This window comes from Mesorhizobium sp. RCC_202 (assembly GCF_041355295.1).
GTDB lineage: Bacteria > Pseudomonadota > Alphaproteobacteria > Rhizobiales > Rhizobiaceae > Mesorhizobium.
Map to the genome: position 1 here is coordinate 17,389 of NZ_JBFUPO010000012.1, position 23,959 is coordinate 41,347.

26 protein-coding genes are annotated in these 23,959 nt (G+C 63.4%); 13 read left to right on the top strand and 13 right to left on the bottom strand.

Features of this window, described 5'->3' with window-relative positions:
- Window positions 1-3: 3 nt before the first annotated feature.
- The 3 genes from AB6802_RS24565 to cpaB form a co-directional block, all read right to left on the bottom strand.
- Window positions 4-258, bottom strand: a complete 255-nt coding sequence (locus AB6802_RS24565) for a hypothetical protein (RefSeq protein WP_371012782.1) — start codon at window positions 256-258, stop codon at window positions 4-6.
- A 4-nt stretch (window positions 259-262) separates the two neighbouring features.
- The gene (locus AB6802_RS24570; RefSeq protein WP_371012931.1) at window positions 263-1,627 is read right to left on the bottom strand and encodes a type II and III secretion system protein family protein; all 1,365 of its coding nucleotides are present in this window, start codon (window positions 1,625-1,627) and stop codon (window positions 263-265) included.
- Between the two features lie 95 nt (window positions 1,628-1,722).
- The gene (gene cpaB, locus AB6802_RS24575) at window positions 1,723-2,640 is read right to left on the bottom strand and encodes a Flp pilus assembly protein CpaB (RefSeq protein ID WP_371012783.1); all 918 of its coding nucleotides are present in this window, start codon (window positions 2,638-2,640) and stop codon (window positions 1,723-1,725) included.
- Between the two features lie 255 nt (window positions 2,641-2,895).
- On the opposite strand from cpaB, the gene parE reads away from it, so the two are divergent.
- Together parE and AB6802_RS24585 are read left to right on the top strand one after the other, a co-directional pair.
- Entirely contained in the window at window positions 2,896-4,950 is a 2,055-nt protein-coding gene (gene parE, locus AB6802_RS24580) for a DNA topoisomerase IV subunit B (RefSeq protein ID WP_371012784.1), read from the top strand.
- Between the two features lie 42 nt (window positions 4,951-4,992).
- On the top strand, window positions 4,993-7,059 hold the full coding sequence (locus AB6802_RS24585) for an FUSC family protein (protein ID WP_371012785.1): 2,067 nt from the start codon (window positions 4,993-4,995) through the stop codon (window positions 7,057-7,059).
- Window positions 7,060-7,083: 24 nt separating this feature from the next.
- On the opposite strand, the gene AB6802_RS24590 is transcribed toward AB6802_RS24585, so the two are convergent.
- Window positions 7,084-7,527 (bottom strand): helix-turn-helix domain-containing protein, encoded by a 444-nt coding sequence (locus AB6802_RS24590; RefSeq protein ID WP_371012786.1) that lies wholly within the window; start codon window positions 7,525-7,527, stop codon window positions 7,084-7,086.
- Between the two features lie 76 nt (window positions 7,528-7,603).
- On the opposite strand from AB6802_RS24590, the gene AB6802_RS24595 reads away from it, so the two are divergent.
- From AB6802_RS24595 to AB6802_RS24605, 3 genes are read left to right on the top strand one after another with little or no spacing between them, the layout of a single operon-like run.
- Window positions 7,604-8,215: a hypothetical protein gene (locus tag AB6802_RS24595; RefSeq protein ID WP_371012787.1), complete on the top strand. Its 612-nt coding sequence runs from the start codon at window positions 7,604-7,606 to the stop codon at window positions 8,213-8,215.
- A gap of 1 nt (window position 8,216) precedes the next feature.
- Window positions 8,217-8,606, top strand: a complete 390-nt coding sequence (locus AB6802_RS24600; protein ID WP_371012788.1) for a thioredoxin family protein — start codon at window positions 8,217-8,219, stop codon at window positions 8,604-8,606.
- Between the two features lies 1 nt (window position 8,607).
- On the top strand, window positions 8,608-9,315 hold the full coding sequence (locus AB6802_RS24605; protein WP_371012789.1) for a cytochrome c biogenesis CcdA family protein: 708 nt from the start codon (window positions 8,608-8,610) through the stop codon (window positions 9,313-9,315).
- 107 nt (window positions 9,316-9,422) lie between these two features.
- Here the strand turns inward: AB6802_RS24605 and AB6802_RS24610 are convergent, their stop codons facing one another.
- The gene (locus AB6802_RS24610) at window positions 9,423-10,544 is read right to left on the bottom strand and encodes a DUF2336 domain-containing protein (RefSeq protein ID WP_371012790.1); all 1,122 of its coding nucleotides are present in this window, start codon (window positions 10,542-10,544) and stop codon (window positions 9,423-9,425) included.
- A gap of 255 nt (window positions 10,545-10,799) precedes the next feature.
- Here AB6802_RS24610 and AB6802_RS24615 point away from each other — a divergent pair, with 255 nt between their 5' ends.
- Together AB6802_RS24615 and AB6802_RS24620 are read left to right on the top strand one after the other, a co-directional pair.
- A complete protein-coding gene (locus tag AB6802_RS24615) occupies window positions 10,800-11,252 on the top strand; it encodes a MaoC family dehydratase (RefSeq protein ID WP_371012791.1) in 453 nt (150 codons plus the stop codon).
- Window positions 11,252-12,133, top strand: coding sequence for a CoA ester lyase (locus AB6802_RS24620; RefSeq protein ID WP_371012792.1), 882 nt, complete (start codon window positions 11,252-11,254; stop codon window positions 12,131-12,133). Before AB6802_RS24615 ends, AB6802_RS24620 begins: the two co-directional genes overlap by 1 nt.
- 9 nt (window positions 12,134-12,142) lie before the next feature.
- On the opposite strand, the gene AB6802_RS24625 is transcribed toward AB6802_RS24620, so the two are convergent.
- The gene (locus AB6802_RS24625; RefSeq protein WP_371012793.1) at window positions 12,143-12,817 is read right to left on the bottom strand and encodes an isoprenylcysteine carboxylmethyltransferase family protein; all 675 of its coding nucleotides are present in this window, start codon (window positions 12,815-12,817) and stop codon (window positions 12,143-12,145) included.
- Window positions 12,818-12,957: 140 nt separating this feature from the next.
- On the opposite strand from AB6802_RS24625, the gene AB6802_RS24630 reads away from it, so the two are divergent.
- Window positions 12,958-13,725: a TetR/AcrR family transcriptional regulator gene (locus AB6802_RS24630; RefSeq protein ID WP_371012794.1), complete on the top strand. Its 768-nt coding sequence runs from the start codon at window positions 12,958-12,960 to the stop codon at window positions 13,723-13,725.
- Window positions 13,726-13,731: 6 nt separating this feature from the next.
- Here AB6802_RS24630 and AB6802_RS24635 read toward each other — a convergent pair whose 3' ends face one another.
- Entirely contained in the window at window positions 13,732-14,316 is a 585-nt protein-coding gene (locus tag AB6802_RS24635; protein WP_371012795.1) for a nitroreductase, read from the bottom strand.
- Between the two features lie 160 nt (window positions 14,317-14,476).
- On the opposite strand from AB6802_RS24635, the gene AB6802_RS24640 reads away from it, so the two are divergent.
- Window positions 14,477-15,442: a hypothetical protein gene (locus AB6802_RS24640; RefSeq protein WP_371012796.1), complete on the top strand. Its 966-nt coding sequence runs from the start codon at window positions 14,477-14,479 to the stop codon at window positions 15,440-15,442.
- 15 nt (window positions 15,443-15,457) lie between these two features.
- Here AB6802_RS24640 and AB6802_RS24645 read toward each other — a convergent pair whose 3' ends face one another.
- Together AB6802_RS24645 and thrS are read right to left on the bottom strand one after the other, a co-directional pair.
- A complete protein-coding gene (locus AB6802_RS24645) occupies window positions 15,458-16,399 on the bottom strand; it encodes a lysophospholipid acyltransferase family protein (protein WP_371012797.1) in 942 nt (313 codons plus the stop codon).
- Window positions 16,400-16,483: 84 nt separating this feature from the next.
- Window positions 16,484-18,457 (bottom strand): threonine--tRNA ligase, encoded by a 1,974-nt coding sequence (thrS, locus tag AB6802_RS24650; RefSeq protein ID WP_371012798.1) that lies wholly within the window; start codon window positions 18,455-18,457, stop codon window positions 16,484-16,486.
- A 243-nt stretch (window positions 18,458-18,700) separates the two neighbouring features.
- Here thrS and AB6802_RS24655 point away from each other — a divergent pair, with 243 nt between their 5' ends.
- Window positions 18,701-19,537 carry an SAM-dependent methyltransferase gene (locus AB6802_RS24655; protein ID WP_371012799.1) on the top strand — a complete coding sequence of 279 codons (837 nt, stop codon included), beginning with the start codon at window positions 18,701-18,703 and terminating at the stop codon, window positions 19,535-19,537.
- A gap of 6 nt (window positions 19,538-19,543) precedes the next feature.
- On the opposite strand, the gene blaOXA is transcribed toward AB6802_RS24655, so the two are convergent.
- From blaOXA to AB6802_RS24670, 3 genes are all read right to left on the bottom strand, one after another.
- Complete coding sequence (gene blaOXA / locus AB6802_RS24660) at window positions 19,544-20,353, bottom strand: class D beta-lactamase (RefSeq protein ID WP_371012800.1); 810 nt, start codon at window positions 20,351-20,353, stop codon at window positions 19,544-19,546.
- A gap of 144 nt (window positions 20,354-20,497) precedes the next feature.
- Window positions 20,498-20,872 carry a membrane protein insertion efficiency factor YidD gene (gene yidD, locus AB6802_RS24665; RefSeq protein ID WP_371012801.1) on the bottom strand — a complete coding sequence of 125 codons (375 nt, stop codon included), beginning with the start codon at window positions 20,870-20,872 and terminating at the stop codon, window positions 20,498-20,500.
- 66 nt (window positions 20,873-20,938) lie between these two features.
- Complete coding sequence (locus tag AB6802_RS24670; RefSeq protein ID WP_371012802.1) at window positions 20,939-21,097, bottom strand: hypothetical protein; 159 nt, start codon at window positions 21,095-21,097, stop codon at window positions 20,939-20,941.
- Between the two features lie 93 nt (window positions 21,098-21,190).
- Here AB6802_RS24670 and AB6802_RS24675 point away from each other — a divergent pair, with 93 nt between their 5' ends.
- Complete coding sequence (locus AB6802_RS24675) at window positions 21,191-22,096, top strand: LysR substrate-binding domain-containing protein (protein WP_371012803.1); 906 nt, start codon at window positions 21,191-21,193, stop codon at window positions 22,094-22,096.
- Between the two features lie 8 nt (window positions 22,097-22,104).
- On the opposite strand, the gene AB6802_RS24680 is transcribed toward AB6802_RS24675, so the two are convergent.
- The gene (locus tag AB6802_RS24680) at window positions 22,105-22,551 is read right to left on the bottom strand and encodes an iron-sulfur cluster assembly scaffold protein (protein ID WP_371012804.1); all 447 of its coding nucleotides are present in this window, start codon (window positions 22,549-22,551) and stop codon (window positions 22,105-22,107) included.
- A gap of 240 nt (window positions 22,552-22,791) precedes the next feature.
- Here AB6802_RS24680 and folE point away from each other — a divergent pair, with 240 nt between their 5' ends.
- Together folE and hisI are read left to right on the top strand one after the other, a co-directional pair.
- Window positions 22,792-23,424 (top strand): GTP cyclohydrolase I FolE, encoded by a 633-nt coding sequence (gene folE / locus AB6802_RS24685; protein WP_371012805.1) that lies wholly within the window; start codon window positions 22,792-22,794, stop codon window positions 23,422-23,424.
- A gap of 38 nt (window positions 23,425-23,462) precedes the next feature.
- The gene (gene hisI / locus AB6802_RS24690) at window positions 23,463-23,921 is read left to right on the top strand and encodes a phosphoribosyl-AMP cyclohydrolase (RefSeq protein WP_371012806.1); all 459 of its coding nucleotides are present in this window, start codon (window positions 23,463-23,465) and stop codon (window positions 23,919-23,921) included.
- Window positions 23,922-23,959 lie beyond the last annotated feature (38 nt).

Sequence of the window (23,959 nt, forward strand, 5' to 3'; positions counted from 1 at the left end):
CAATCAATCAGTTGTCGACGGTGCCGTTGAGGCGGCTTTTGCGCCGGCGGCCTGGTCGGCCGCGGCGACCGGGCGCTGGGCCGGCACCCTGAGCTTGGTGTTCTGGACGCCGTACTGCCAGGGGTCGACCATCTGCATGGCCGTATTGGATGCCTGCGCGTTGCCGGCCCCCGGGGTCACCCCTTCGGTTCGCACATAATCGTCGCTGGTGCAGCCGCCGACGAGGGACAAAAGAGCAATGCAGAGGGTGATGCGCATGGCTTCAGTCCTTCGGCAGATCGAGGAAGTGACCGGACGTCGCGGCGGGCCGGGCGGCGCTGCTGTCGGCGAACGCGACCGGGCGCTTGGGCGCTGAGGCGTCCACTTCCTCGGTGTTGTTCAGGAAATAGTCGGCACTGCTTGCCGGACGCGTTCCATCGGTCGGCTCGACCATCCTCTTCGAGGGATCGACCGGCTTCACCAGGTAAGGCGTGACGATGATGACCAGGTCGGTTTCGCGCCGCTGATAGGATTTCGAGGAAAACAGCGGTCCAAGCACCGGCAGCTTGCCGAGGCCGGGAAGGCGCGACGTGGTGATGTCGTTTTGCGACTGCAGAAGGCCGGCGATCATGAAGCTCTGGCCGTTCTTCAGGTCGACCGACGTCTTGGCGCGGCGCACGATGAAGCCCGGCACCGAAATATTGCCGATATTGTAGGAGGCCGACGCGTCGATCGACGACACTTCCGGCGCGATGTCGAGGCTGACCAGCCCATCCTTCAGCACCGTCGGCGTGAAATCGAGGCTGACGCCGTATTTCTTGTAGCTGACGCTGATCTTGCCATTGTCTTCCGAAACCGGGATCGGGAATTCGCCACCGGCAAGGAAGCTCGCCGTTTGGCCGGAACGGGCAATCAGGTTCGGCTCGGCCAGGCGCCTGGCGAGGCCGCGCTCCTCCAGCGCCTTGATGGCTATGTCGATCGAAAGACCATTCGACAACAGGCTGCCGATGATTTCGCCATTGCCCGCCCCTGGTATGGTGCCCGGATCCAGGGTGACCTGGCGGCCGCCCATGCCATAGGCGAAATTGGCGCTGTATTTGGCGCCGAGATCCTGGCCGGCCTGGCGGTTGATTTCGACGAAGCGGACGTTGAGCTGCACCTGTTGCGAGGACGAGATGTTGACCGAGTTGATCACTTCCTCGTTGCCGGAAAAGCGCGAGGCGATCTTGCTCGCCTTGTCGGCGGCGACCGCGTCATCGGCCTCGCCCGACAGCACGACGCGGCCGTTGGCCGAGCCGACCTTGATCTTGGCGTCGGGCACGCTGGCGCGAATGGTGCTGGCCAACTGGTCGGTATCCAGCGTCACTTCGACGTCGATGGTGCCGACGAGCTGCTTGTTCTGGTCGAACAGCGCAATGCCGGTGGTGCCCAGATTGTTGCCCAGCACATAGAAGGATTTGTCGGTCAGCGGATTGACATTGGCGATCTCCGGATCGCCGATGACGATCTGGTAGAAGGCAGCACTCGTCATGATCGTCTTCGGCTTGCCCTTGGCCACCTTGATGGAGGCATTCTGGGTCGCCGAGACGTAGATGACGTCATTGCTCGCCCTGGCCGGCGCCGCCAAACCAGCCACTACCAGCGGCATCGCCAACGCGATTGCGCCAAGCAGGCGCCACCCCCTGGTCGTCCGAAATGCATCAAGCCCAAACATCTTGCCCCGTCCCCGCCGGTCCCCACCGGCTATTGCTGCAGTTCCTGCTGCGGTTCCCGCGAAGGAACCTTGTATTCTTCGACCTTGTCGCCGCGCGTCACGATCACCGTCTTGAACTTCGGCTCGTCCTGGTCCTTCGCCACCGCGTTCAAGAGCGAAGCGGCACTCGCCTGCGCGCTTGCGGCCACCGAGCCGCCGAAGGACGAAATGGTGGTGAGCCCGCTCTTGCTGGCGCTGGCATCGGCCGAGGAACGCAGGGACAACGACAAGGTGCCGACGGTGCGCGCAAGCGCCACCTTCTGTGCCCCTTCATTCGTCACCTCGATGGTCACGGAATTGGCGATCTGCGGCTCTGTCTTGCGTTCATCGGCGCCCTGCCCGACCGAAAGCACCTTGGCGTCGGAAACGACGACTTCGGACGTGACCGTCGAGCCGGTCGCGCCCTGAGCGTTCTTGGACACTTCCTGGATGTCGCCGGCATCGCGCGTCAGCACGACATCGACCCGGTCTCCCGGCGTGATGAAACCGCCGACGCCGGCGATCTCGTCGGTGCGGATGGTGACAGCGCGCATGCCTGGCGACAGCATATTGGAAAGGGTGGCGCGGCCGTTCGGTCCCGACAGCTTGGTGAGCAGCACCGGTTCGTTGACCTCGATCGGCGACAGCACGACCCGGTTGCCGTCGGCAAGCAGCTTGTCGATCGTGGCGAAAGCGCCTTGCGGCAGCGAATCCTGCGGCCACGGAATTTCGGCGAGTTGCGCCCGTTCGAGCTCCATGCCGTAGCGCAGTGGCGCTTGAGCCACCACGATGGTCTTAAATTCGACCTTGGGCTGCGGCGCGGCGACGGAGACGACCTTGATCTCGGGCTGGGCCTTCGCCTGGCTCTTGACCCAGAAGTCCGCGGCAAAGATCGAGATCGCGCCAAAGACGGCGGCGATGCCGATCATGGTTATGGCCTTGCCTCGCACAACGAAACCCCTGACGCCCGTGGTCTTTTGTTAGTTGCCACTCACGCTAGGCATCATTGTTAAAGAATCAGGAATCCCACGGCCGGCGGATCGCCCTATTTTGGCCGGCTTGGTTATCGAATGGTTTTGCAATAAGAGACAGTTTGATCCCTGAACGGAACAGGAACCTCGTTCGCCCGCCAAAAGCGTGGCAGTATCGAGGAGTGATTCGCACCACCCAACGCCAGGCCCCGCATGGACGACAATAACGATCTTTTCGGCAACATGGAAAAGCAGCCGCAGCCCGTGCGTGCAGCGTCGCGGCCGGCCGATCCGTTGGTACAGGCCGCCAAGCGTTCGAGCACCGTCCGTGATGGCAGCGAAGGCTACAGCGCCGCCGACATCGAGGTGCTGGAAGGGCTGGAGCCTGTGCGGCGACGCCCCGGCATGTATATCGGCGGCACCGACGACAAGGCGATGCATCACCTCTTTGCCGAGGTCATCGACAATTCGATGGACGAAGCCGTTGCCGGCCACGCCACCTTCATCGATGTCGAGCTCTCCGCCGACGGCTTCCTCACCGTCACCGACAATGGCCGCGGCATTCCGGTCGACCCGCATCCGAAATACAAGAAGCCGGCGCTCGAAGTCATCATGACGACCCTGCATTCGGGCGGTAAGTTCGATTCCAAGGTCTATGAGACATCCGGCGGCCTGCACGGCGTCGGTGTTTCGGTCGTCAACGCGCTGTCGGACCATCTCGAGGTCGAGGTCGCTCGCGGCCGCCAGCTCTACCGCCAGCGCTTCTCGCGCGGCATTCCGGTAAGCGGCCTGGAGCACCTCGGCGAAGTGCACAACCGCCGCGGCACCAGGACCCGCTTCCATCCCGACGAACAGATCTTCGGCAAGGGCTGCGCCTTCGAGCCGGCCCGGCTCTATCGCATGACGCGCTCGAAGGCCTATCTGTTCGGCGGCGTCGAGATCCGCTGGACCTGCGATCCGTCGCTGATCAAGGAGAAGGACCAGACCCCGGCCAAGGCCGAGTTCCATTTCCCCGGCGGCCTGAAGGACTATCTCAAGGCGTCATTGGGCGACGAATTCCAGGTCACGCGCGAGATTTTTGCCGGCAAAAGCGACAAGCAGGGCGGCCACGGTTCGCTTGAATGGGCCGTCACCTGGTTCGGCGGCGACGGATTCTTGAATTCTTACTGCAACACCATTCCGACGGCCGAAGGCGGTACGCATGAGGCCGGCTTCCGCAATGTGCTGACGCGGGGCTTGCGCGCCTATGCCGATCTCATCGGCAACAAGCGCGCCTCGGTCATCACCACCGAGGATGTGATGATCTCGGCCGCCGGCATGCTGTCGGTGTTCATCCGCGAACCGGAATTCGTCGGCCAGACCAAGGACAGGCTGGCCACCATCGAGGCGATGCGCATCGTCGAAAACGCGCTGCGCGATCCGTTCGACCATTGGCTGGCCGACAATCCGCAGGAAGCCTCGAAGCTTCTCGAATGGGTGATCGCGCGCGCCGACGAGCGTGTCCGCCGGCGCCAGGAAAAAGAAGTCTCGCGCAAGAGCGCGGTGCGCAAGCTGCGCCTTCCGGGCAAGCTCGCCGACTGCACGCAGAACGCCGCCGCCGGCGCCGAGATCTTCATCGTCGAAGGCGACTCGGCCGGCGGTTCGGCCAAGCAGGCACGCGACCGCGCCAGCCAGGCCGTGCTGCCGCTGCGCGGCAAGATCCTCAACGTCGCCAGCGCCGGCAACGACAAGCTCGCCGGCAACCAGCAGATCTCCGATCTGATCCAGGCGCTCGGCTGCGGCACGCGGACGAAATACCGCGATGAGGATTTGCGCTACGACCGCGTGATCATCATGACCGACGCCGATGTCGACGGCGCCCATATCGCCTCGCTGCTGATCACCTTCTTCTACCAGGAGATGCCGAACCTGATCCGCGGCGGCCATCTGTTCATGGCCGTGCCGCCGCTCTATTCGATCAGGCAAGGCGGCAAGGTTGCCTATGCGCGCGACGACGCCCACAAGGATGAGCTCCTGCGCACCGAGTTCACCGGGCGCGGCAAGGTCGAGATCGGCCGCTTCAAGGGCTTGGGCGAGATGATGGCCGCGCAGCTCAAGGAGACCACGATGGACCCGAGGAAGCGCACGCTGCTCAGGGTCGATGTGAACGAAGTCGGCTCATCCACCAAGGATGCCGTCGACGCGCTGATGGGCACCAAGCCCGAGGCACGCTTCCGCTTCATCCAGGAGCGCGCCGAATTCGCAGAGACGGACGTGCTGGATATCTGAACGCCTGCTGGTCCATAACAGCTCTTGTACGGAGAGTTGAATGTGACCTGGACGCGGCTGAAAGAGCTTGTCGAAACACCGCTGAGCGGACTGATCCAGCCAACCCGGTCTGACTGGATCTTTGCGCTCCGCACGGTTTCCGCCGGGCTGATCGCGCTTTTCGCGGCTTACGCTCTCAAGCTCGACCATCCGCAATGGGCGATGATGACGGTGTTCATCGTTGCTCAGCCGGTTGCCGGCATGGTGCTGGCGAAGGGCTTTTACCGGCTGCTCGGCACGCTTGCCGGCGGCATCGCGGCGGTCGGCATCACTTCCGTTTTCGGCACCAATCCCTGGCTGCTGGTCACCGCGCTTGCCGTCTGGATAGGTATCTGCACGCTGGTCTCCTCCTTGCTGCGCAATCCGGAAGCCTATGGCGCCGCTCTTGCCGGCTACACGGCGATGATCATCAGCCTGCCGGCTTTCGGCCAGCCGCATGGCGTCGTCGACCTGGCGGTGGCGCGCTGCGCCGAGATCGTGATCGGCATCGTCTGCGCCGGCGTCACCAGCCGGCTGATCCTACCGAAGCTCGCCGCCGACGCCATCATTTCCAGGTTGAAGCGCAGCATTTTCGATCTCGCCGAATATGCATCCGGTGCTTTCGCCGATGGCGATCCGGCAAGTCTCGCCGCGCTCCAACGCAAGCTGATCACCGATGCTCAGACGCTTGCCGAGATGCGCACCTATGCCCGGCTCGAGGCGCCTAGCCTGGCAACCCGCGCCCATCCCGTCAGGCGCACGATCGGACAGCTTCTGTGGGCGCTCTCGGCGGCGCGCGCGCTGCACAGCCACCGCAGGCCGAAGAACGCGGCGCTCATCCCCATGCGCAGCGACTTGAAAGCCTTCGTCGGCGAGCTGGCTACAACGCCCGGCGCGCTGGATGACACAGGCCCTTGGGTGGCCAGGCTCGACGCGATCGCCGGCCAGGCAAAGGAAATGCCGGCCGTTCCTGACGAGACCAGCGACGACAAGGTCGGCACCATCACCCGCCTCACCATAGCCGGTGACTTCGCCGAAGCGCTGAAGCAGGTCATGCGCGGGCTGGACGCGCTGCGCTCGCCTGTGTCCCGGCAATCGCGTGAACGGGGCCAGCCGGCGCTGGTCGTGCACCGCGACTATCAAGCCGCTTGGCGCAACGCTGTCCGGGCAGCGCTTGCCACGCTGCTGGTCGCGATCTTCTGGCTGACCACCAAATGGTCGGAAGCGGCAGGGACGGTCATTCTCGTTTCCGTTGTTTCCAGCCTGTTTGCCTCACGCCCCGATCCCGTGCAGTCGGCCTGGGGCTTCTTCACCGGGACGCTGATTGCCTTGCCCTTTGCCTTCCTGGTTGGCCAGGTCGCGTTGCCGGCGCTTCCGGGCTTCGGCTGGTTCACGCTGTTCGTCGTGCCGATCATGGTGCCGGCGGCGCTCGGCATGGCCAATCCGCGTCATGTTGGCGTCGCCACCGCATTCGCCATCAACTTCCTCGCCTTCCTCAGCCCGCACCAGGGCATGATCTATGATCCCGGGCCATTCTTCGCCGGGTCGGCGTCGATCCTGGTCGGCATCCTGCTTGCCATCGGCGTCTTCATCGTCGTGCTGCCGGCCAATCCCTGGGTCACCGTCGAGCGTATCTGCCAGGCAATGCGCGAGGACCTGGCGCGGCTTTGCCTGCATGAGCGCGTCCCGCGGCGCCTGGCCTTCGAAAGCCTGGCCTATGACCGGATCAACCAGTTGATGCCACAGGTGCAGCAGACAGGCCGCAAGGGCGATCCCATGTTGAGCGGCAGCATCGCCGCCGTTACCGTCGGGCTGGAGGTGCTCAGGCTCCGCCACGCGCAGCTGAACTCCGCCGTGGCGCGCGAGACTGCGGAATCCATCGCCAATTTCCTGCGCGGCCTGGCGCGGGAATTGCTGTTCAGACGACCGGGCGAGCCGCAAACCGCGACCATTGCCGTGGCGCGCCAATATGCGGCCACCATCGCCGAACGCAGCGACCGGCTCGAAATGCTGCAAATCGCCGCCTCGCTGCGCATCATCGCGGCGGCAATGGAAGACCATCCGGATTTTTTTGCGAGGGGTCGAGGCTGAAGCCCTAAGCGGCTTGTGGCACGCTCATCTGCAGCAGCCGCCCTTGGTTGGCGCGGCCATGTCCTTGAAGATCACACAGTCTTGGCCGGGACCGCCGGCACAGGCGGCATTGCAGCGCGTCACAAAGCTCTCCAGTCGGCGTTCGAGCAGCCGTAGCTCAGCGAGCTTCTCGCGAACCTCGTCAAGATGCCTTTGGGCAATGTCACGCGTTTCCACGCAGTCCCGGTCGGTGCTGATCGACAGGTCTAACAACAGGCGCACCTGATCGATACCGAAGCCGAAGTCCCGGCATTGTTTGATGAACGTCAACCGCCCCAGATCGTCGTCGTCATAGGTGCGTTGACCACCGGCAGTCCGAGGAGCGGGAGGCAGCAAACCGATCTCTTCGTAGTAGCGGATGGTGGGCGTCGTCACGCCTGCGGCCTTTGCGAGCGCCCCAATGCCGAACACGCGGATGTGAAGGTTCATCGAAAAAACTCCTTGAACCTCAAGTTACTTGAAGGAGTACGCCATTGCCAAGGTAGAAACTGGAAAGGCCGTTTTGATGAACAGCACCCTGAAATGGGCTGGTACCGCCACCGCCACCGCCTGTGCGGCCTGCTGCGCCGTCGCCGTGGTGCCGGCGGGTCTGGTCGGCACGAGCCTGGTAGCTATCGCCGATGCTGCGTGTACGTGGGGCCTTGGCCTCCTCGCGCTCGCTGTGCCGCTCGGCGGGGTCTATTTCCTCTCACGCCGCAAAGCCTTGCGTGCCGCCACGTTCGAGTCACTGATGGCCCAGGACGAATGCAACTGCGGACCGTCCTGCGCCCCTGCGGCCGAGAATGACGCGCTGTCCATCGCCTGCACCCTTGGCGCGTCCGATTTCAAGGAGCGTGTCGCTGGCATTCGCGCGTTGGCCCGTCGGTCACTTCGTCACGCAGAGCGCACGCCGCTGTCCCTCAAACTGACCTATGGGCGAGAAGCACTGGAACAGGTCACCGATTTGATGCGCAAGGAGCAAACCTGCTGCGCCTTCCTCACCTTTGACCTGAAGAGCAATTCTCACGGAGCGGTTCTCACCATCACCGCCCCCTCGGAGGCGGCCGAAGCGGCAGATCTCCCGTTCGATCACTTTGCCCCCGAACTCGCCGCATCAAACTGGAAGGAGATCGCATAACATGCAACGTCGTCACTTTCTGATCATCTCGGCTGCTGCCGGTATCGCTGCCGCCGTCGGCCCGGCGCTGGGCCACAATGGCGACGAAACCATTCCCGGTTTCGACGAAGCGCTCAAGGCTGGTGGTCCAGTCATGATCCACGTCACAGCGCCGTGGTGCGAAGTCTGTCAGGCGCAAAAGCCGGTCGTGGCCTCGTTGCTGGCCTCGCCCGACTTCAAGAACATGAAGAAGTTCGATGTCGACTTCGACACGCAGAAGGAGATTTTGGGTCGCTACCGTGTCCAGATGCAAAGCACGATGATCGTCTACAAGGGCGGCAAAGAGGTCGACCGGCAGACCGGACAGACAGACCCTGCCGTAATCGAAGCGCTGCTGCGCGAGGCGCTGTGACATGCTGCTCGCCTTGCTTGCCGGTGTTCTGTCGATCCTCTCGCCCTGCGTGCTGCCCTTGCTCCCAGTCGTTCTTACCGGCGCGGTGGCGGAACATCGGCTGGCACCGTTGGCCCTGGCGGCCGGTGTCGCTGTCTCCTTCACGTCAATAGGCGTCTTCGTCGCTACGATCGGTTTCTCAATCGGCCTCGACATGACGGTCTTTCGTATGGCTGCAGCCGTGCTGCTGATCTTGGTCGGCGCGGTGCTTCTCGTGCCGCGTTTCCAGACGCAGTTCGCGACAACGGCAGGTCCAGTCAGCAACTGGACACAGAGCCGTTTCGGAGGCTTCTCGACCTCCGGCATCCGTGGTCAATTCGGCGTGGGGACGTTGCTCGGTGCAATATGGACACCCTGCGTCGGCCCGACGCTCGGAGCGGCCTCCATCATGGCCGCGCGCGGCGAGAACCTCAGCAGCGTCATTCTGACAATGATGGCTTTCGGCATCGGCACGTCATTGCCGCTGCTGGCTCTGGCTCTGATGTCCCGCGAAGCGCTGCTGCGTTGGCGGGGTCGGCTTCTTGGCGCGTCAGGCCGCATCAAAATGGCCTTGGGTGCCCTGCTGATGATTGCCGGCGTGATGACCCTGTCGGGCTTCGATCGCACGGTGCAGACCGGCCTTGAACGGGCATTGCCGGACTGGGTGGTGGCTATCACCACGCGCTTGTGACAATTTCGAGCGACATGGCGGTTCCCGAGAACCGGAGCATACGGTGAGCATTGCAAGCGCCGCTATCAGCCGTTTGCACGCCGGCATCACCCGAATGTCAACGGACCCTATGCTGCCGCAATCGCCAGTGCGTGCCCACGCGCGTTCTCGCGCAGCGCGTCGAGATGGATCGACTTCACCAGCCCCGCCAGATCGCCCTCGGCCGATTGCCCGCCGAGTTCCTTCAGCATCAGCCAGCTGACTTCCTGCACGCCCGCGACGCGCCGGCCATTGGCGACCTCGCGCCATATCTTGAGCGCGCGCAGGATGATGGCGTGCGTCGCCGGGGCAAGCCCGGCGCTGCGGAACAGCGCCTGCAGGGCCACGTCGTGGCCGCCTGCGAGCAGCGCCGTCACCCGCTGCTCGGATTGTTGGGCAAGCGCCACCAGCGTCGAACCGAAGAAGTCCACCTTGCCATGCGCAATGGTGCGAATGATGAAGCTGGCGGTGAGGTCGCCGCGCAATCTCAGATGCTCGATGAGTGCCGCATGCTCTTCCATGCGCGTTCCCTCGATCAGCGTCACCGAGGCTTTCACGCAAGCGTCGCGCATGACGCGATCGGCGCGTGCTGCGCCCATCATCGCCAGCACCAGCGGCGAGCTTTTCAGCGTCTCGCCGAGCTTGACCAGCAGCATGTGACGGCAGTCGGCCGGCAAGCGCTGATCGGCAATCAATGCCTCGCGCACCAGCGGCAGATGGCCGTGCCGTTCGGCCATGCGGCGAAAGCTCAGCGAGGCGATCTCGGCGCCGCTGTTGGCGACCAGCGCGGCGCAGGCTTCCGGCTCGCCGATCTCGGCGATCGCGGCCGCCAGCGACATCGAAACGACGGGGCGATTGGCGATCAGCTTCTGCGTCGCCTTCTGGCCGCTGGCGACGCGCTCGACGAGATCGGCATCGGTAAGCAACGGCGAACGTGCCAGCACCGTAGCCGCGACTTCCGGCTGGTCGGCGGCCAAGGCGCTGATCACCTGCGGCGGCGCGTGATGGCTCATCGACAGCGCCTCGGCGAGCGCCTGACGCACCTTGGAAGACGCGTCGTCCAGCAGAAGCGTCAGCGCTGCCTCGGCGGCGCAGCGGTCCTCGAACGGCAGGTCGGAATTGACATAGGCGCGCGCCAGCGCGCTGGCGGCTGCGGCGCGCTCGGAAACCCTCGCCGTGTCGATCCATTTTAGAAAATGCGAAACAACCATGCCGACCAGCTACGCCCCTTGCCGAAATGTCCCGGCCCCAAGGGAAACGGTAGGCTGGAAATGGTTTACGAACGGTTCACCATGTTTATTAATGCATGTCGCCCAGAAGTGTGCGGCGGTTCTGGGACAACGACATGCATCAAACAAAGAGTTAAGGCGCGTCGACTGAATCCGTTTCAGCGAGGCGCGCTTTAACTGGCTTGCGAGCGGCAAACGCAGCGCCTATCACCGGCGACAGATGGAGGAAATCGAACCATGGCCGGACTTTATCTGGAAGAGTTCGTCGCCGGCCATGTCTTCCGCCATACGCTGCGCAAGACCGTCACCGAAAGCGACAACATGCTGTTTTCGGTGATGACGCTGAACCCGCAGCCTTTGCACATCGATTTCGATTTCGCCTCCAGGACCGAGTGGGGCAAACCGCTGGTCAACTCGCTGTTCACGCTCGGCCTGATGATCGGCATTTCGGTCAACGACATCACTGTCGGCACCACCGTCGCCAATCTCGGCATGAAGGAGACGGTGTTTCCGCACCCGGTGTTCCACGGCGATACCATCCGGGTCGAGACGACGGTGATTTCGGTGCGCGAGTCCAAATCGAAACCCGACCGCGGCATCGTCGAATTCGAACACCGCGCCTACAATCAAAATGACGTTCTTGTCGCCAAATGCACCAGGCAGGCGATGATGCTGAAGAGGCCGGCCTGATGCGCTCGCTGCTTTTCGTGCCAGGCGATTCCGAGCGCAAGCTGGAAAAAGGCTTCAGCGCAGGCGCCGACGTGATCATCGTCGATCTCGAGGATTCCGTCGCTGCGGCCAACAAGCTCGCCGCGCGCGCTGTCGCGGCGAGCTTCATCTCGAGCCGGAGGCAAAAGACCAACTCTGCCATCTATGTGCGGGTCAACGATCTTTCGACAGGCCTGACCGACGATGATCTGGCGGCACTCGTTCCTGCAAAACCCGACGGCATCATGCTGCCCAAGTCGAACAACGGACAGGATGTCCAGCAACTGGCGTCGAAGCTCAGGGTGCGTGAGGCTGAAAATGGCTTGCCGGATGGCGGCATAAGGATCCTGCCGATCATCACCGAGACCGCGGCGGGCGTGCTGGCGGCGGCGAGCTATGCCGGCGCAAGTGCGCGCCTTGCCGGCCTGACCTGGGGCGCCGAGGACCTTTCGGCGGCCATCGGCGCGCGCTCGGCGCGTGATGAGAACGGCCGCTATACCGACGTGTTCCGCCTTGCGCGCACTATGACCATTCTAGCCGCCAGCGCGGCCGAGGTCGCCGCGATCGATACCGTGTTTCCCGATTTCCGCGATATGACCGCTTTCGAGGCCGAATGCCGCGAGGCCGAACGCGACGGCTTCACGGGCAAGATGGCGATCCATCCGGCGCAGGTGCCGGTCATCAACGCCGCCTTCACGCCATCGGCGGAGGCGGTCGCGCGGTCCCAAGCGGTTGTCGACGCGTTCGCGGCAGCCGGAAATCCGGGCGTCGTCGGCATCGACGGCAAGATGTATGACCGGCCGCATTTGCGGCTCGCCGAACGGCTTCTGGCGCGCGCCAGGGCGGCAGGAATTGCTATCTGAGGCCTGTCGCTACCAGACCATCGGGATCAGCTTAGAACGAACACGCGCCGCGTACTCGTCATAGCCCCGCAGGCCGGTTCGCAGCGCTTGCTCCTCGATGAAGGTGCGGATGGCCAGCAGCGCCAGGAAGAAAAGCACCGATGCCAGCCCCCACCAGGAACCTAGCAGAAGCGCCGTGCCGGCGAAGAAGAGGATGGCACCGCTATACATCGGATGCCGCACATAGCTGTAGGGACCTGTGGTGATCACCTTCTGCCCGCGTCCCTCCTGGATCTTCACAACCGGTGCCGCGAAGCTGTTCTCCAGCATCGTCAGATAGCAGATCCAGATGCTGATCAGCAGCACCACCACGCCGACCACTTGCACCCAGAGAGGCACCGCCGACCAGCCATAGCGGACGTCGAGCCCCATCAAGGCAAGCCAGGTAAAGATGGCGAAGAGCAGTATTGACAGCAGGACCTTGTCGGCTGCGGTCTGGTCCTTCTGGATCGGAGGGCCCAGCCGCTCATTCATCAGGCCGGGGTCTCGCCGGGCGAGCGCCACGCCCATTGTGAGGCTTAGCCCGACCATCACGACTATGTACACCCAAGCTCCGGTCCAGTGCAGCGTGCCTGCCGACAGGAACAGAACTGCCCCCATGACGCCGAACCATACGAATGTCTGGACAACCAATCTAAAGATCATGACCGACTTCCATGATGTTTCGCCTGTTGCAAATTGGCCGAATACGACCAGTGGTCTATTATACCGACCGATGGTCTATAACTCAAGACACGTCCTATGCTCTGGACGCGACCGGCCGTCGCATGCACAAGGTTTTCGCCATGCCTCGCATCATCAAGCATCCGGAACTCAGGCGCGAAGAACTGCTGGACCACGCCCAGGCCCTGTTCCTGACGCATGGCTACGACAGAGCGAGCCTCAACGACGTGATCGCGGCCGCCGGCATCTCGAAAGGCGCCTTCTATCACTACTTTCCCTCCAAGGAGGCGCTGCTGGAGGCATTGGCCGAGCGTTTTGCCAGACAGGCGCTCGCCGGCGTGCAGGGCGTGCTTGACGATCCGGACCTCGATCCGCTCGGCCGGCTGAATGCGCTGATGGCGACGTCGCGGCAGGCCAAGATCGATACCGCCGCCGAAGCCTGGGCGCTGTTCGAGACGCTGTTCCGCCCGGAGAACCTGGTGCTCTTCCACCGCATCAACCTCGCCGCCAGCGCATCCTTCTCACCTGTTCTGGTCGAGATCATCAGGCAAGGCGTCAAGGACGGGACCTTCCGGACCTTCGATCCGGAAGGCGTCGCCGACATCGTCATGCAGTTCGGCATGGCCACGCATGACGTGGTCGCCAAGGCCATCGCCGGCGGCAGCCATGCCGACATGGAAATCGCTGTAGAGGCCCTCGAGAAGCGCGTCAGGCTCTACGAGATCGCGCTCGACCGTATTCTGGGGCTTCCCGACGGCAGCATCCGCATCGGCGAGCCCGGCTATGTGCGCGCCGTGATGACGGCGCGTCGCGCCAATCCTTCGACGATCGCCTCGGCATCATCTTCGAAGGGCCATGAGCTGGGCCACGTTCCCTCACGACGTCGGTAGAACGCTCTACTTCTCCCAAGGCCCGCTGTAGTCGGCATAAAGCTTCGCCGGATCCGGCCGCGGCCGTTCAGGTGCCGGTCCTTGATAGGAACCGATATGAACGAAGCCGACGACGCGCTCCTGCGGCGACAGCCCGAGGATCGCCCTGCCCTCCGGCACGTCGGAATACCAGTTGGAAATCATGTTGGTGCCATAGCCCAGTGCGTTGGCCGCGATCATCAGGTTCATGGCCGCCATGCCGCCCGATAAAAACATCTCCCATTGCGGGATCTTGGGATTGTCCCTCGGCACCGACACCACGCCGATCACCAGCGGCGCGCGCGAGAAACGCGCCAATTCCTGGTTGCGGCGGTTCTCGGGCAGCGGACCCTCGCGCTGCTCTGCGAGCGCCGCCAGTTTCCTGCCGATCTCGGCGCGTGCCTCACCGCGATAGAGGATGAAGCGCCAGGGCTCGAGCCGGCCATGATCGGGGACGCGCGAGGCCGCCGCGATCATGGTCGCGATGTCGGCGTCGCTCGGCGCCGGTTCCTTGAGGTCCGGGATCGGCGCGGAGTTGCGGGTCAGCAGGAAGTCGATGATCGGCGACGCCATGGCGTGGTCTCCTGAAAGGCATTCGATTTTTGAGCTGAAGCGCGCCATTGGCAGGTCGGGCGGCTCGGGCGGTGGCGTTTTGCGCCGGATAAGCAGCCGCTATGGAAATCATCCGGCCCAGGCCTTGAAATTGCCACCGCCATGGGCTTCAACGCAAGGCATGTTTGAGGGGAGCCTGCGCCTTTTCGTGATCGCGCTCGTCGCCGCGTTGTTCGCGGTGCCGGTTTCCTTCGCGCTGGCCCAGAACGCCAATGACACCGGCGACATCAAACTTCCGGGTATTTCGAGCTACGCGACGCCGAAGAGCGGGGCGCCGTTGGCGCTCGGCAATGGCGGCGCCATCACGCTTTCCGCCCAGTTGACCGACAAGGGCACCGACATCACCCGCGGCATTGTCTGGCGGGTGTTCAAGCCCGAGCCCACCAGCGACGGCAAGCTGCCGATGGTTGCCTCCTCGCATGGCGGCACGGCGGTATTCCAGCTCGACCCCGGCAGCTATCTGGTGCACGCCTCTTATGGCCGGGCCGGCGCCACCAAGCGCATCACGGTCGGCAAGGAAGCCAGGCGCGAGAATCTCGTTCTCGACGCCGGCGGCCTGAAGCTCGACGCGGTGACGTCCGGCGGCGCGCCCATCCAGTCGAAGAAGCTGCGCTTTTCGATCTATGAAGGCGAGGCAGCGGCCAATGGCGAGCGCCCGCTGATTGCGCCCGATGTCGCGCCGAACACGGTGGTGCGGCTCAACGCCGGCACCTACCATGTCGTTTCGACCTATGGCGCGGTCAACGCCGTGATCCGTTCCGACATCCGCGTCGAGGCAGGCAAGCTGACGGAAGCGACGGTCGAGCACCGCGCCGCCGAGATGACGATGAAGCTTGTGCGCGAGCCCGGCGGCGAAGCGATCGCCGACACCTCCTGGTCGCTGCTCAATGAATCCGGCGATCCGATCAAGGAAGCGGTCGGCGCTTTCGCCTCCATGGTGCTGGCCGAGGGCCAATACACCATCATCGCCAAGAACCGCGACCGTATCTACCAGAAGGATTTCACGGTCGTTGCCGGCCAGAACCAGGAAATCGAGGTTGTGGCCAACGAGTCCTCGGCCATCGACCCCGAGGAAGGCGCCGACTGAGCCGGCTGTAAGCTTTCAGGCAGCCTTGCGCATCCGCTTTGGCAGGAACGGCACGCGTCCGCGCTGCGCCGCCGGGCTCGCCAGGTCGAAGACCGCGCGATAGAGGCGGTCGAGCAGCGCCTTGCGATCGCGCAGTGGTTCGAGTTCATTCCATCTCAGCACGTCGCCGACCCGGACCTCGATCGCCTTGCCCGAAAGCCGTGCGAACTCGCGGATCAGCAAGGAAAGGCGCAGCGTCAGCGAGGCCTTGCCGATGAATTTGGCCAAGCGGTTGTCGCGCTCGGCCATGTTCATCGGGCCGCTGACGAGATGGAAGAGACGGCCGTTCTGACCGGAAAAATGCATCGGGATGACGGAGGCCTTGGCCTCCTGCACCAGCTTTGCCGGAAACATCTTCCACGGCAGGTCGATGGCGCGGCCGAAAACCTTGGGCGCCGTGGCGACACCGCCGGCGGGAAAGATCACGATGGTGACGCCTTCCTTCAACAAGCGCACCGCCTCATGGCGCACCGCCATATTGTTCTTCAGCGCCTCTTTGGTCTCGGAAAAGTCGATCGGCAGCGAGTACGGCTCCATCTCCCGGATTCGCAAGAGATCCTTGTGGATCATCACCCGGAACGGGCGGCCGAGCTGCTCGACCAGCGATAGCACCGCGATGCCGTCGCCGATGCCGAAGGGATGGTTGGCGACGATGACCAGCGGCGTATCCGGCAGCGCGGCCGGCGGCCACTGGACGGCGTTGCGGACTTTCACGTCGATCAGTTCCAGCATGCGGCTGAACACGCGGTCGCCGGTCGGCACCACCTGACGGCGCCAGTAATCATAAAGCACGGCAAAGCGATCGCGGCCCGACAGGCCCTCGACGGAATGGATGAACCAGCGCGTCAGCACAGGCTGATGCGGGCTGGCGTAGGAAAGCTCGGGAAAGCGTCGTTCCCGCAGTTTCAGCTTGAGCATGGCGGCTCGTTACAGGTTTGGCGTGACAGGCATATGAAAATGGCGGTGGATCGCTCCACCGCCATCCTTACGAAGTGTCGAGGGTCAGGCCGCGCGGCGCTTGCGGTCCGGCGAGACCGCCTCGTCGGTGAGCAGCTTCACCGCATCCGCGAGCGTCAGCGACTCCTGGTCGCGGGAGCCCAGCCGGCGAATGTTGACCGTCTCCTCTTCCGCCTCACGCTTGCCGCAGACAAGGATGACCGGAACCTTGGCCAGGCTGTGCTCGCGCACCTTGTAGTTGATCTTCTCGTTGCGCAGGTCGAGCTCGGCCGTCAGTCCGGCCGCCTTCAACTGCTTGGCGACCTTCACGGCATAGTCGTCGGCATCCGAGGTGATCGTCGCCACCACCACTTGCACCGGCGCGAACCACAGCGGGAAATGGCCGGAATAGTTCTCGATCAGGATGCCGAGGAAACGCTCCATCGAGCCGCAGATCGCGCGGTGCACCATCACCGGCTGCTTCTTTTCCGAATCCGAGCCGATGTAGAAGGCGCCGAAACGCTCCGGCAGGTTGAAGTCGACCTGCGTGGTGCCGCACTGCCATTCGCGGCCGATCGCGTCCTTCAGCACATATTCGAACTTCGGACCGTAGAAGGCGCCCTCGCCCGGATTGATCGAGGTCTTGATGCGGTTGCCCGAGCGTGTGCGGATCGTATCCAGCACGTTGTTCATGATGGCTTCGGCATGATCCCAAGCTTCGTCGGTGCCGACGCGCTTGTCCGGCCGCGTCGACAGCTTCACGCTGACCTCGTCGAAGCCGAAATCGGCATAGGTCGACAGGATCAGGTCGTTGATGCGCAGGCATTCGGCGGCAAGCTGCTCCTCGGTGCAGAAGATATGCGCATCGTCCTGCGTGAAGCCGCGCACGCGCATCAGACCGTGCAGCGCGCCCGACGGTTCGTAGCGATGCACATTGCCGAACTCTGCAAGTTTTACGGGTAGTTCTCGATAAGACTTCAACCCGTGCTTGAAGATCTGCACATGTCCGGGGCAGTTCATCGGCTTCAGCGCGAAGATGCGGTCGTCGTCGGTCTCGTCGCCGGCGACCGTCACCTTGAACATCGCGTCGCGATACCAGCCCCAGTGTCCGGACGTCTCCCACAGGCTCTTGTCGAGCACCTGCGGCGCGTTGACCTCCTGATAGCCGTGCTCGTCGAGGCGGCGGCGCATATAGTTGACCAGGTTCTGGAACATCTTCCAGCCCTTGGCGTGCCAGAAGACGACGCCCGGCCCCTCCTCCTGGAAATGGAACAGGTCCATCTCGCGGCCAAGCTTGCGATGGTCGCGCTTTTCGGCCTCTTCCAGCAGCGTTTCATAGGCTTCGAGTTGCGCCTGGTCGGCAAAGGCAGTGCCGTAGATGCGCGTCAGCATCGGGTTGTTCGAATCGCCGCGCCAATAGGCGCCGGCCACCTTCATCAGCTTGAAGGCATTGCCGATCTGGCCGGTCGAGGCCATGTGCGGACCGCGGCACAGGTCGAACCAGTCGCCCTGGGAATAGATCTTGAGGTCCTGATCCTCGGGAATGGCGTCGATCAGCTCGAGCTTGTAGCGCTCGCCCTTGTCGGCAAACACTTTCTTGGCCTTCTCGCGCGACCAGACTTCCTTGGTGAACGGCTTGTTGCGCGCGATGATCTCGCGCATCTTCTTCTCGATCACCGGGAAATCCTCCGGTGTGAACGGCGCGTTGCGGGCGAAGTCGTAATAGAATCCGTTCTCGATCACCGGCCCGATGGTCACCTGCGTTCCCGGCCACAATTCCTGCACGGCCTCGGCCAGCACATGCGCCGTGTCGTGGCGGATGAGCTCCAGCGCGCGCGGATCGTCGCGGGTGATGATCTCGACCTTGCCGGACTTGCCGAGCGGATCGGAAAGATCGCGCACGGTGCCGTCGAGGCTGTAGGCCACAGCCTTCTTGGCCAGAGACTTCGAGATCGATTCGGCGAGACCGGCGCCGGTCATCGCCGCGTCGTACTCGCGGACGGAGCCATCGGGAAACGTCAGGGAAACGGAATTCAGCATCGAAATTCTCCTATCCAGTCCCGCAAACGAGCGCGGGTGGTAAAATGCAGGCCGCAGGATGCGTGCGACGTGCAGAGGTTGGCCGGATGCGTCAAATCTTTATGGGATGACGGCCGACGGGCGCGGTTTTAGAGGGAGTGCCGTGTCAGGTAAAGAGCGCTTCGTCAGGAAATGTCGCCAGCGGTGTCGCAGGCCGGGCGCACGGGCTTGCGAACCGATTGCGGCACAGCTTTGAATACGGACATGGAAGACTCATCACCCAGCCGAACCGCCCTGCGGGTCGCGCGTTTGCGCGCATTGCACCAGTTTTCACCGCAAGCGGGGTTGTTTCGCGATCCCTTCGCGAACGCCATTCTGGGCGAAGCCGCGCTCGACGCTCAAGAACTCGAGCGGGAGGACGAGCATGGCCGCCGCATGCGCCTGTTCGTAGCGTCGCGCGCCCGCCTCGCCGAGGATTGGCTGGCGGCGGCGGTGCAGCGCGGCGTTCGCCAGCTTGTGGTGCTCGGCGCCGGTCTCGACACGTTTTCGCTGCGCAATCCGCATCCGGGCCTCGCGGTCTTCGAAGTCGATCATCCGGCGACGCAAGCCTGGAAACGCCGGCGTATCGCCGAAGCCGGCCTCGCAGAACCATCCAACGTCACCTTCGTGCCGGTCAACTTCGAGCGGCAGCGCCTGGCCGAGGAACTGGCCGCCGCGGGTCATAAGGCAGCTGGTCCGAGCTTTTTCATCTGGCTGGGAGTCGTGCCCTATCTGACGCGGGACGCGATCTTCGCCACTCTGTCCTACATCGCCGGCACCCCGGGCTCGGAGGTTGTCCTCGACTACAGCGAACCGGCCGAGAACCGCAATGCAGCGGGGCAGGCAGCACTTGCGTTTTACGCAGCGCGCGTCGCCGCAATCGGCGAGCCCTGGATCAGCTTCTTCACGCCAGGCGAACTGGCGAAATCGCTGATCGAATTAGGCTTCGACCAGATCGAGGATCTCGACAGCGGCGACATCGCCGGCCGCTTTGGCCGAAGCCCGAGCGGTGGCCGGAGCAATTCCGGCGGACACGTCCTGCGCGCCCGCCGAAGCAATTGAGCAACCTCACTTCACCAGTTGCGGCAGATCCTTGAGGAAAGCGGCCCGCGTCGCGAGGCCCTTCGGCGTATCGCCGCGCTTGGCATCGACGACCAGCCTGGCGAAGACGATGCGGCGGCCATCCTTCTCGCCCCAACCGACAAACCAGCCGAGCGAGCGCTTGTTCTTGTCGCGCGCCGTGCTGCCGGTCTTGCCCTGGACGGTCCAGTCGCCTGCCTGGAAGCTCGGGAGGATCGCCCGTGTCATCTCATGCGCCCTGGCCGAGACCGGCATCTTCCCGGCAAGCAGGCGGCGCAGGAATTCCGTCTGCTCGACCGGGGATATTTGCAGCGACGTATCCAGCCAGGCATTGGTCAGGCCGTCGTTCTTGCCCGGAGTGCCGGAGACATCCATGTTGCCGTAGCCGAATTTCGATACGTAGCCGGCAAACTTGTCGGCCCCAAGCTGGCGTGTGATCTCGCGCGAGTACCAGACGATCGAATCGCGTTCCCAGATCGTCGGATCAACCGTCTTCTGATCGCGCTTTGCTGCGTTGAACTCGGGCTTGTAGTCCCAGCTCGGCGTGTGCGCATCGCTCAATATGCCGGAATCGTAGCCGATCAGCGCCAGCGGCACCTTGAACGTCGAAGCCGGGCTGACGCGTTGGTCGCAGACGCCATCCTGGTAGAGCGTGGCGCCGCTGCCGGCGTCCTCGATCAGCGTGCAGTGGATATCCTTGAGCGGTGCCGATTGCGCCCGCACCGGCAAGCCCAGCATCCACGCCAGAACGAACAGCACAACGGCAATAATGAAGGGATAGCGGTCCATCTGGCGCATCGAAGGTCACTCCTGCAAGGGATTACAGGCAGCGGCTTAGCGAGGCGTCTTGTCTCGATTTTGTCTCAAATGCGCAGTGTTTGTGCAGGCTGCCGTTAACCCTACCGGATCGTAAAATCGACGCTCCGCAGCCGTGCCGGAAAATCAGATTTCGGCTTCGCCGCGTTTCCTGCCGATCTGCCAATAACGCCAGGGCATGAACCAGGCATAGCGCGGGCCAAGCGCTTCCGGCACACGGTCGATGCCATGCGTTCCGAACGGTCCGCAGCGCGAAACCCGAAACAGCACCATCCAGCCACCGGCCCACAGGCCGTGGCGGGCGATTGCCTCATGCGCATATTCGGAACAAGTCGGCAGATGCCGGCAGTTGTTGCCGACAAAGCCGGAGAGCGTCAGCTGGTAAAGGCGCACCAACGACGTTCCGACCACGCGCCCCGGCGTCCTGCGCCATGGCCCCGGCCAGTTGCGTCCGCGATTGATCGGTCGCGCGCCATGTGCATGTCCGTGGTGGTCGGCCACCAGTTTGCTCCGCAGCCTGTATCGCTGCGCGATAGATGTGGGCTGCACGCTTGAAACGCAATACTTTCAAGGCCTGAAACGACGGACCGGCCGCCTGTCGGTCCAGGGCGCATGATGAGCGGCCCGATCCCGGCGCCCCGGATGGCAGCCCTGCAGGGCCTGGCCCTGCCACTGGAATGTCGCGATCCGCATAGTGTCGTTCAAAATGGCCAGAAACTGGTTCATGGCAGTACTCCTTTGAGGCCGATTAGACTGCCGCTGGCCTTTGTCCTCAAACGAGTATAATTTCCGCGTCGGATAACTTGAGGTTATGCGAAGATGAAGCGTGGCCGCCTGCCGCTGACGGCGCTGCGAAGTTTCGAGATGGCCGGCCGGCATCTGAGCTTCAGCCGGGCGGCGGAGGAACTTTACGTCTCGCAGGCAGCCATCAGCCGGCAGATCCGTGAGCTCGAGGCTTTTCTGCGCCAGCCGCTGTTCTACCGCCTGCACCGCCGTGTCGAGCTCACCGACGCCGGCCGCCGGTTGCTCGATCAACTGGTCCGGAGCTTCGACGATATCGACCGGGTGCTTTCGGATCTGGCGGCTTCGCCGATGCAATCCGTGGTCCGCGTCAGCGTCGAACCATCGCTCGCGGCGGTTTGGCTGGTGCCGCGCCTCAATCGCTTTCGCCAGTTGCGACCCGATATCGACGTTTCCGTTGAAGTCGATCCAAGACCGATCGAGTTCCGCAGCGATCAGCCCGAGCTCGCCTTGCGCTTCAGCGCGCACGCCACGTCATGGCCGCGCAGCGAGGCCGAGCTGCTTGCCTCGACGGTCGATTCACCGGTGCTGTCACCGGCCTTGCTGGCGTCGGAGCCCCCCTTGGAAAAGCCCATCGACCTTCGCCACTACACGCTCCTGCATGAAGAAAACCGCCAGGGCTGGGCGCGCTGGTTCGAAGCGGCCGGCGTGCCTGCCGATGCGGTACCCGCGCGCGGCCCGATGCTGGCCGACGTCTCGCTTTCCAAACAGGCTGCGCTACTCGGCCATGGCGTAGCCCTCGGTGATCTCCTGCAGATCGGCGGCGAGCTCGCCTCGGGCACGCTGGTCAAGCCGTTCGACATCGATGTCGCGTCCGGCGCCTACTGGCTGGTGGCGAAGAGCTGGCGCGGCCTCTCGGAGCCGGCGACGGCCTTCGCCGCGTGGATCCGAAGCGAATTCGCCGAAAGCAGACGGGGACCGTAAAGGTGGATTCAGGCCGCCTCTTCGGCGCGCTTCTTTTCGATCTGGCCTATCGCGTCGAGCACCGCGTCGAAGGTCAGCATGGTCGAGGCATGGCGCGCCTTGTAGTCTCGCACCGGCTCAAGATATTTCAGGTCGGCGAAGCGGCCGTCCGGCGGAGCGCCATTTTCCTTGAGCATCTTCAGCATGGTTTCGCGCACGGCGCGCAATTCGTCCGCATGCGCGCCGATGACGTGTTGGGCCATGATCGAGGACGAGGCCTGGCCGAGCGCGCAGGCTTTGACGTCGTGGGCGAAGTCGGTCACCACGTCACCATCCATCTTGAGGTCGACGGTGACGGTCGAGCCGCACAATTTGGAATGCGCCCTGGCGCTCGCGTCGGGCTGGTCGAGCCGGCCGATCCGCGCGATATTTCCGGCGAAACCGAGAATTTTCGCATTGTAGACATCGTCGATCATATTTTTCCGGTCCATCGCCGTCCAGCGAACAGGCTTTGCCGCTTCCGCGTCTTCCTTTCGCTTCGCTTCAACCATATATAATGGTCGCAGCCGGGCATCGACAAGGCAACGACAAGCCTTTGTCCGTGCTCATCTGTTCACGCCGCTTGCGGGCTGGAAACGGGGCGAGTTTCTAACACCCGAAAGTCGTGGTCCGTTCAACTCGTTCCGCCTTAGAGCGGGACTACGGGAGACGTCTTTATGGATGCCGTCATCAAGAAAATCATGCCCCCGTCCGACTATCTGGACAAGCCGGTCACCGATCGGCCGACTGAGGCCGAGGTCGAGGCCGCCGTACGCGTCCTGCTGCGCTGGACCGGCGACAACCCAGACCGCGAGGGCTTGATCGATACGCCCAAGCGCGTCACTAAAGCCTATCGCGAAATGTTCAACGGCTACGATATGTGCCCGGCCGACGAGCTTGGCCGCACCTTTGAGGAGGTCGCGGGCTATGACGACCTCGTCATCGTCAAGGACATAAAATTCCATTCCCACTGCGAGCATCACATGGTGCCGATCATCGGCAAGGCGCATGTCGGTTACCTGCCGGACGGCAAGGTCGTCGGCCTGTCGAAGATCGCGCGCGTCGTCGATATCTTCGCGCACCGTTTGCAGACCCAGGAAGCGATGACCGCGCAGATCGCCGGCGTCATCCAGGACGTGCTCAACCCGCGCGGCGTCGCCGTCATGCTCGAAGCCGAGCATATGTGCATGGCCATGCGCGGCATCCGCAAGCAGGGCTCGACCACGCTGACCTCGACGTTCACAGGCGTCTTCAAGGACACGCCCGAGGAACAGGTGCGCTTCGTAACCATGGTTCGCGCCGGCGGCTGATCGTCGGCCAGCGCCGGCCAAACATATAAGGACCGGCGATGTCGGAACTGCAATTCCCCAAAGCTCCGTCAGACAAGAAAGCGCTGGAGGAAGGCAATGTCCTCTCTCCGCGCTTTGATGCGTCCGGCCTGGTCACCGTCGTCGTCACCGATGCCGTCGACGGCATGCTTTTGATGGTCGCGCATATGAATGCCGAGGCGCTGGCGCGTACGCTGGAGACCGGCATTGCCCATTACTGGTCGCGCTCGCGCAACGCGCTGTGGAAGAAGGGCGAGACCTCCGGCAATTTCCAGCAAATCGTCGAGATGCGCACGGATTGCGACCAGGACGCGCTGTGGCTTCGCGTGAATGTGTTGGGCCACGACGCAACCTGCCACACCGGACGGCGTTCATGTTTTTATCGGACGGTGGGGCTGAACGACGGCAAGGCGACGCTTGCCGACGACGGCAGCAGGCCACTGTTCGATGCGGATCAAACCTATCGGAAGCCTGTGTGAACCGTTCAATATTCACAAACCACTCAGATTCATCATTC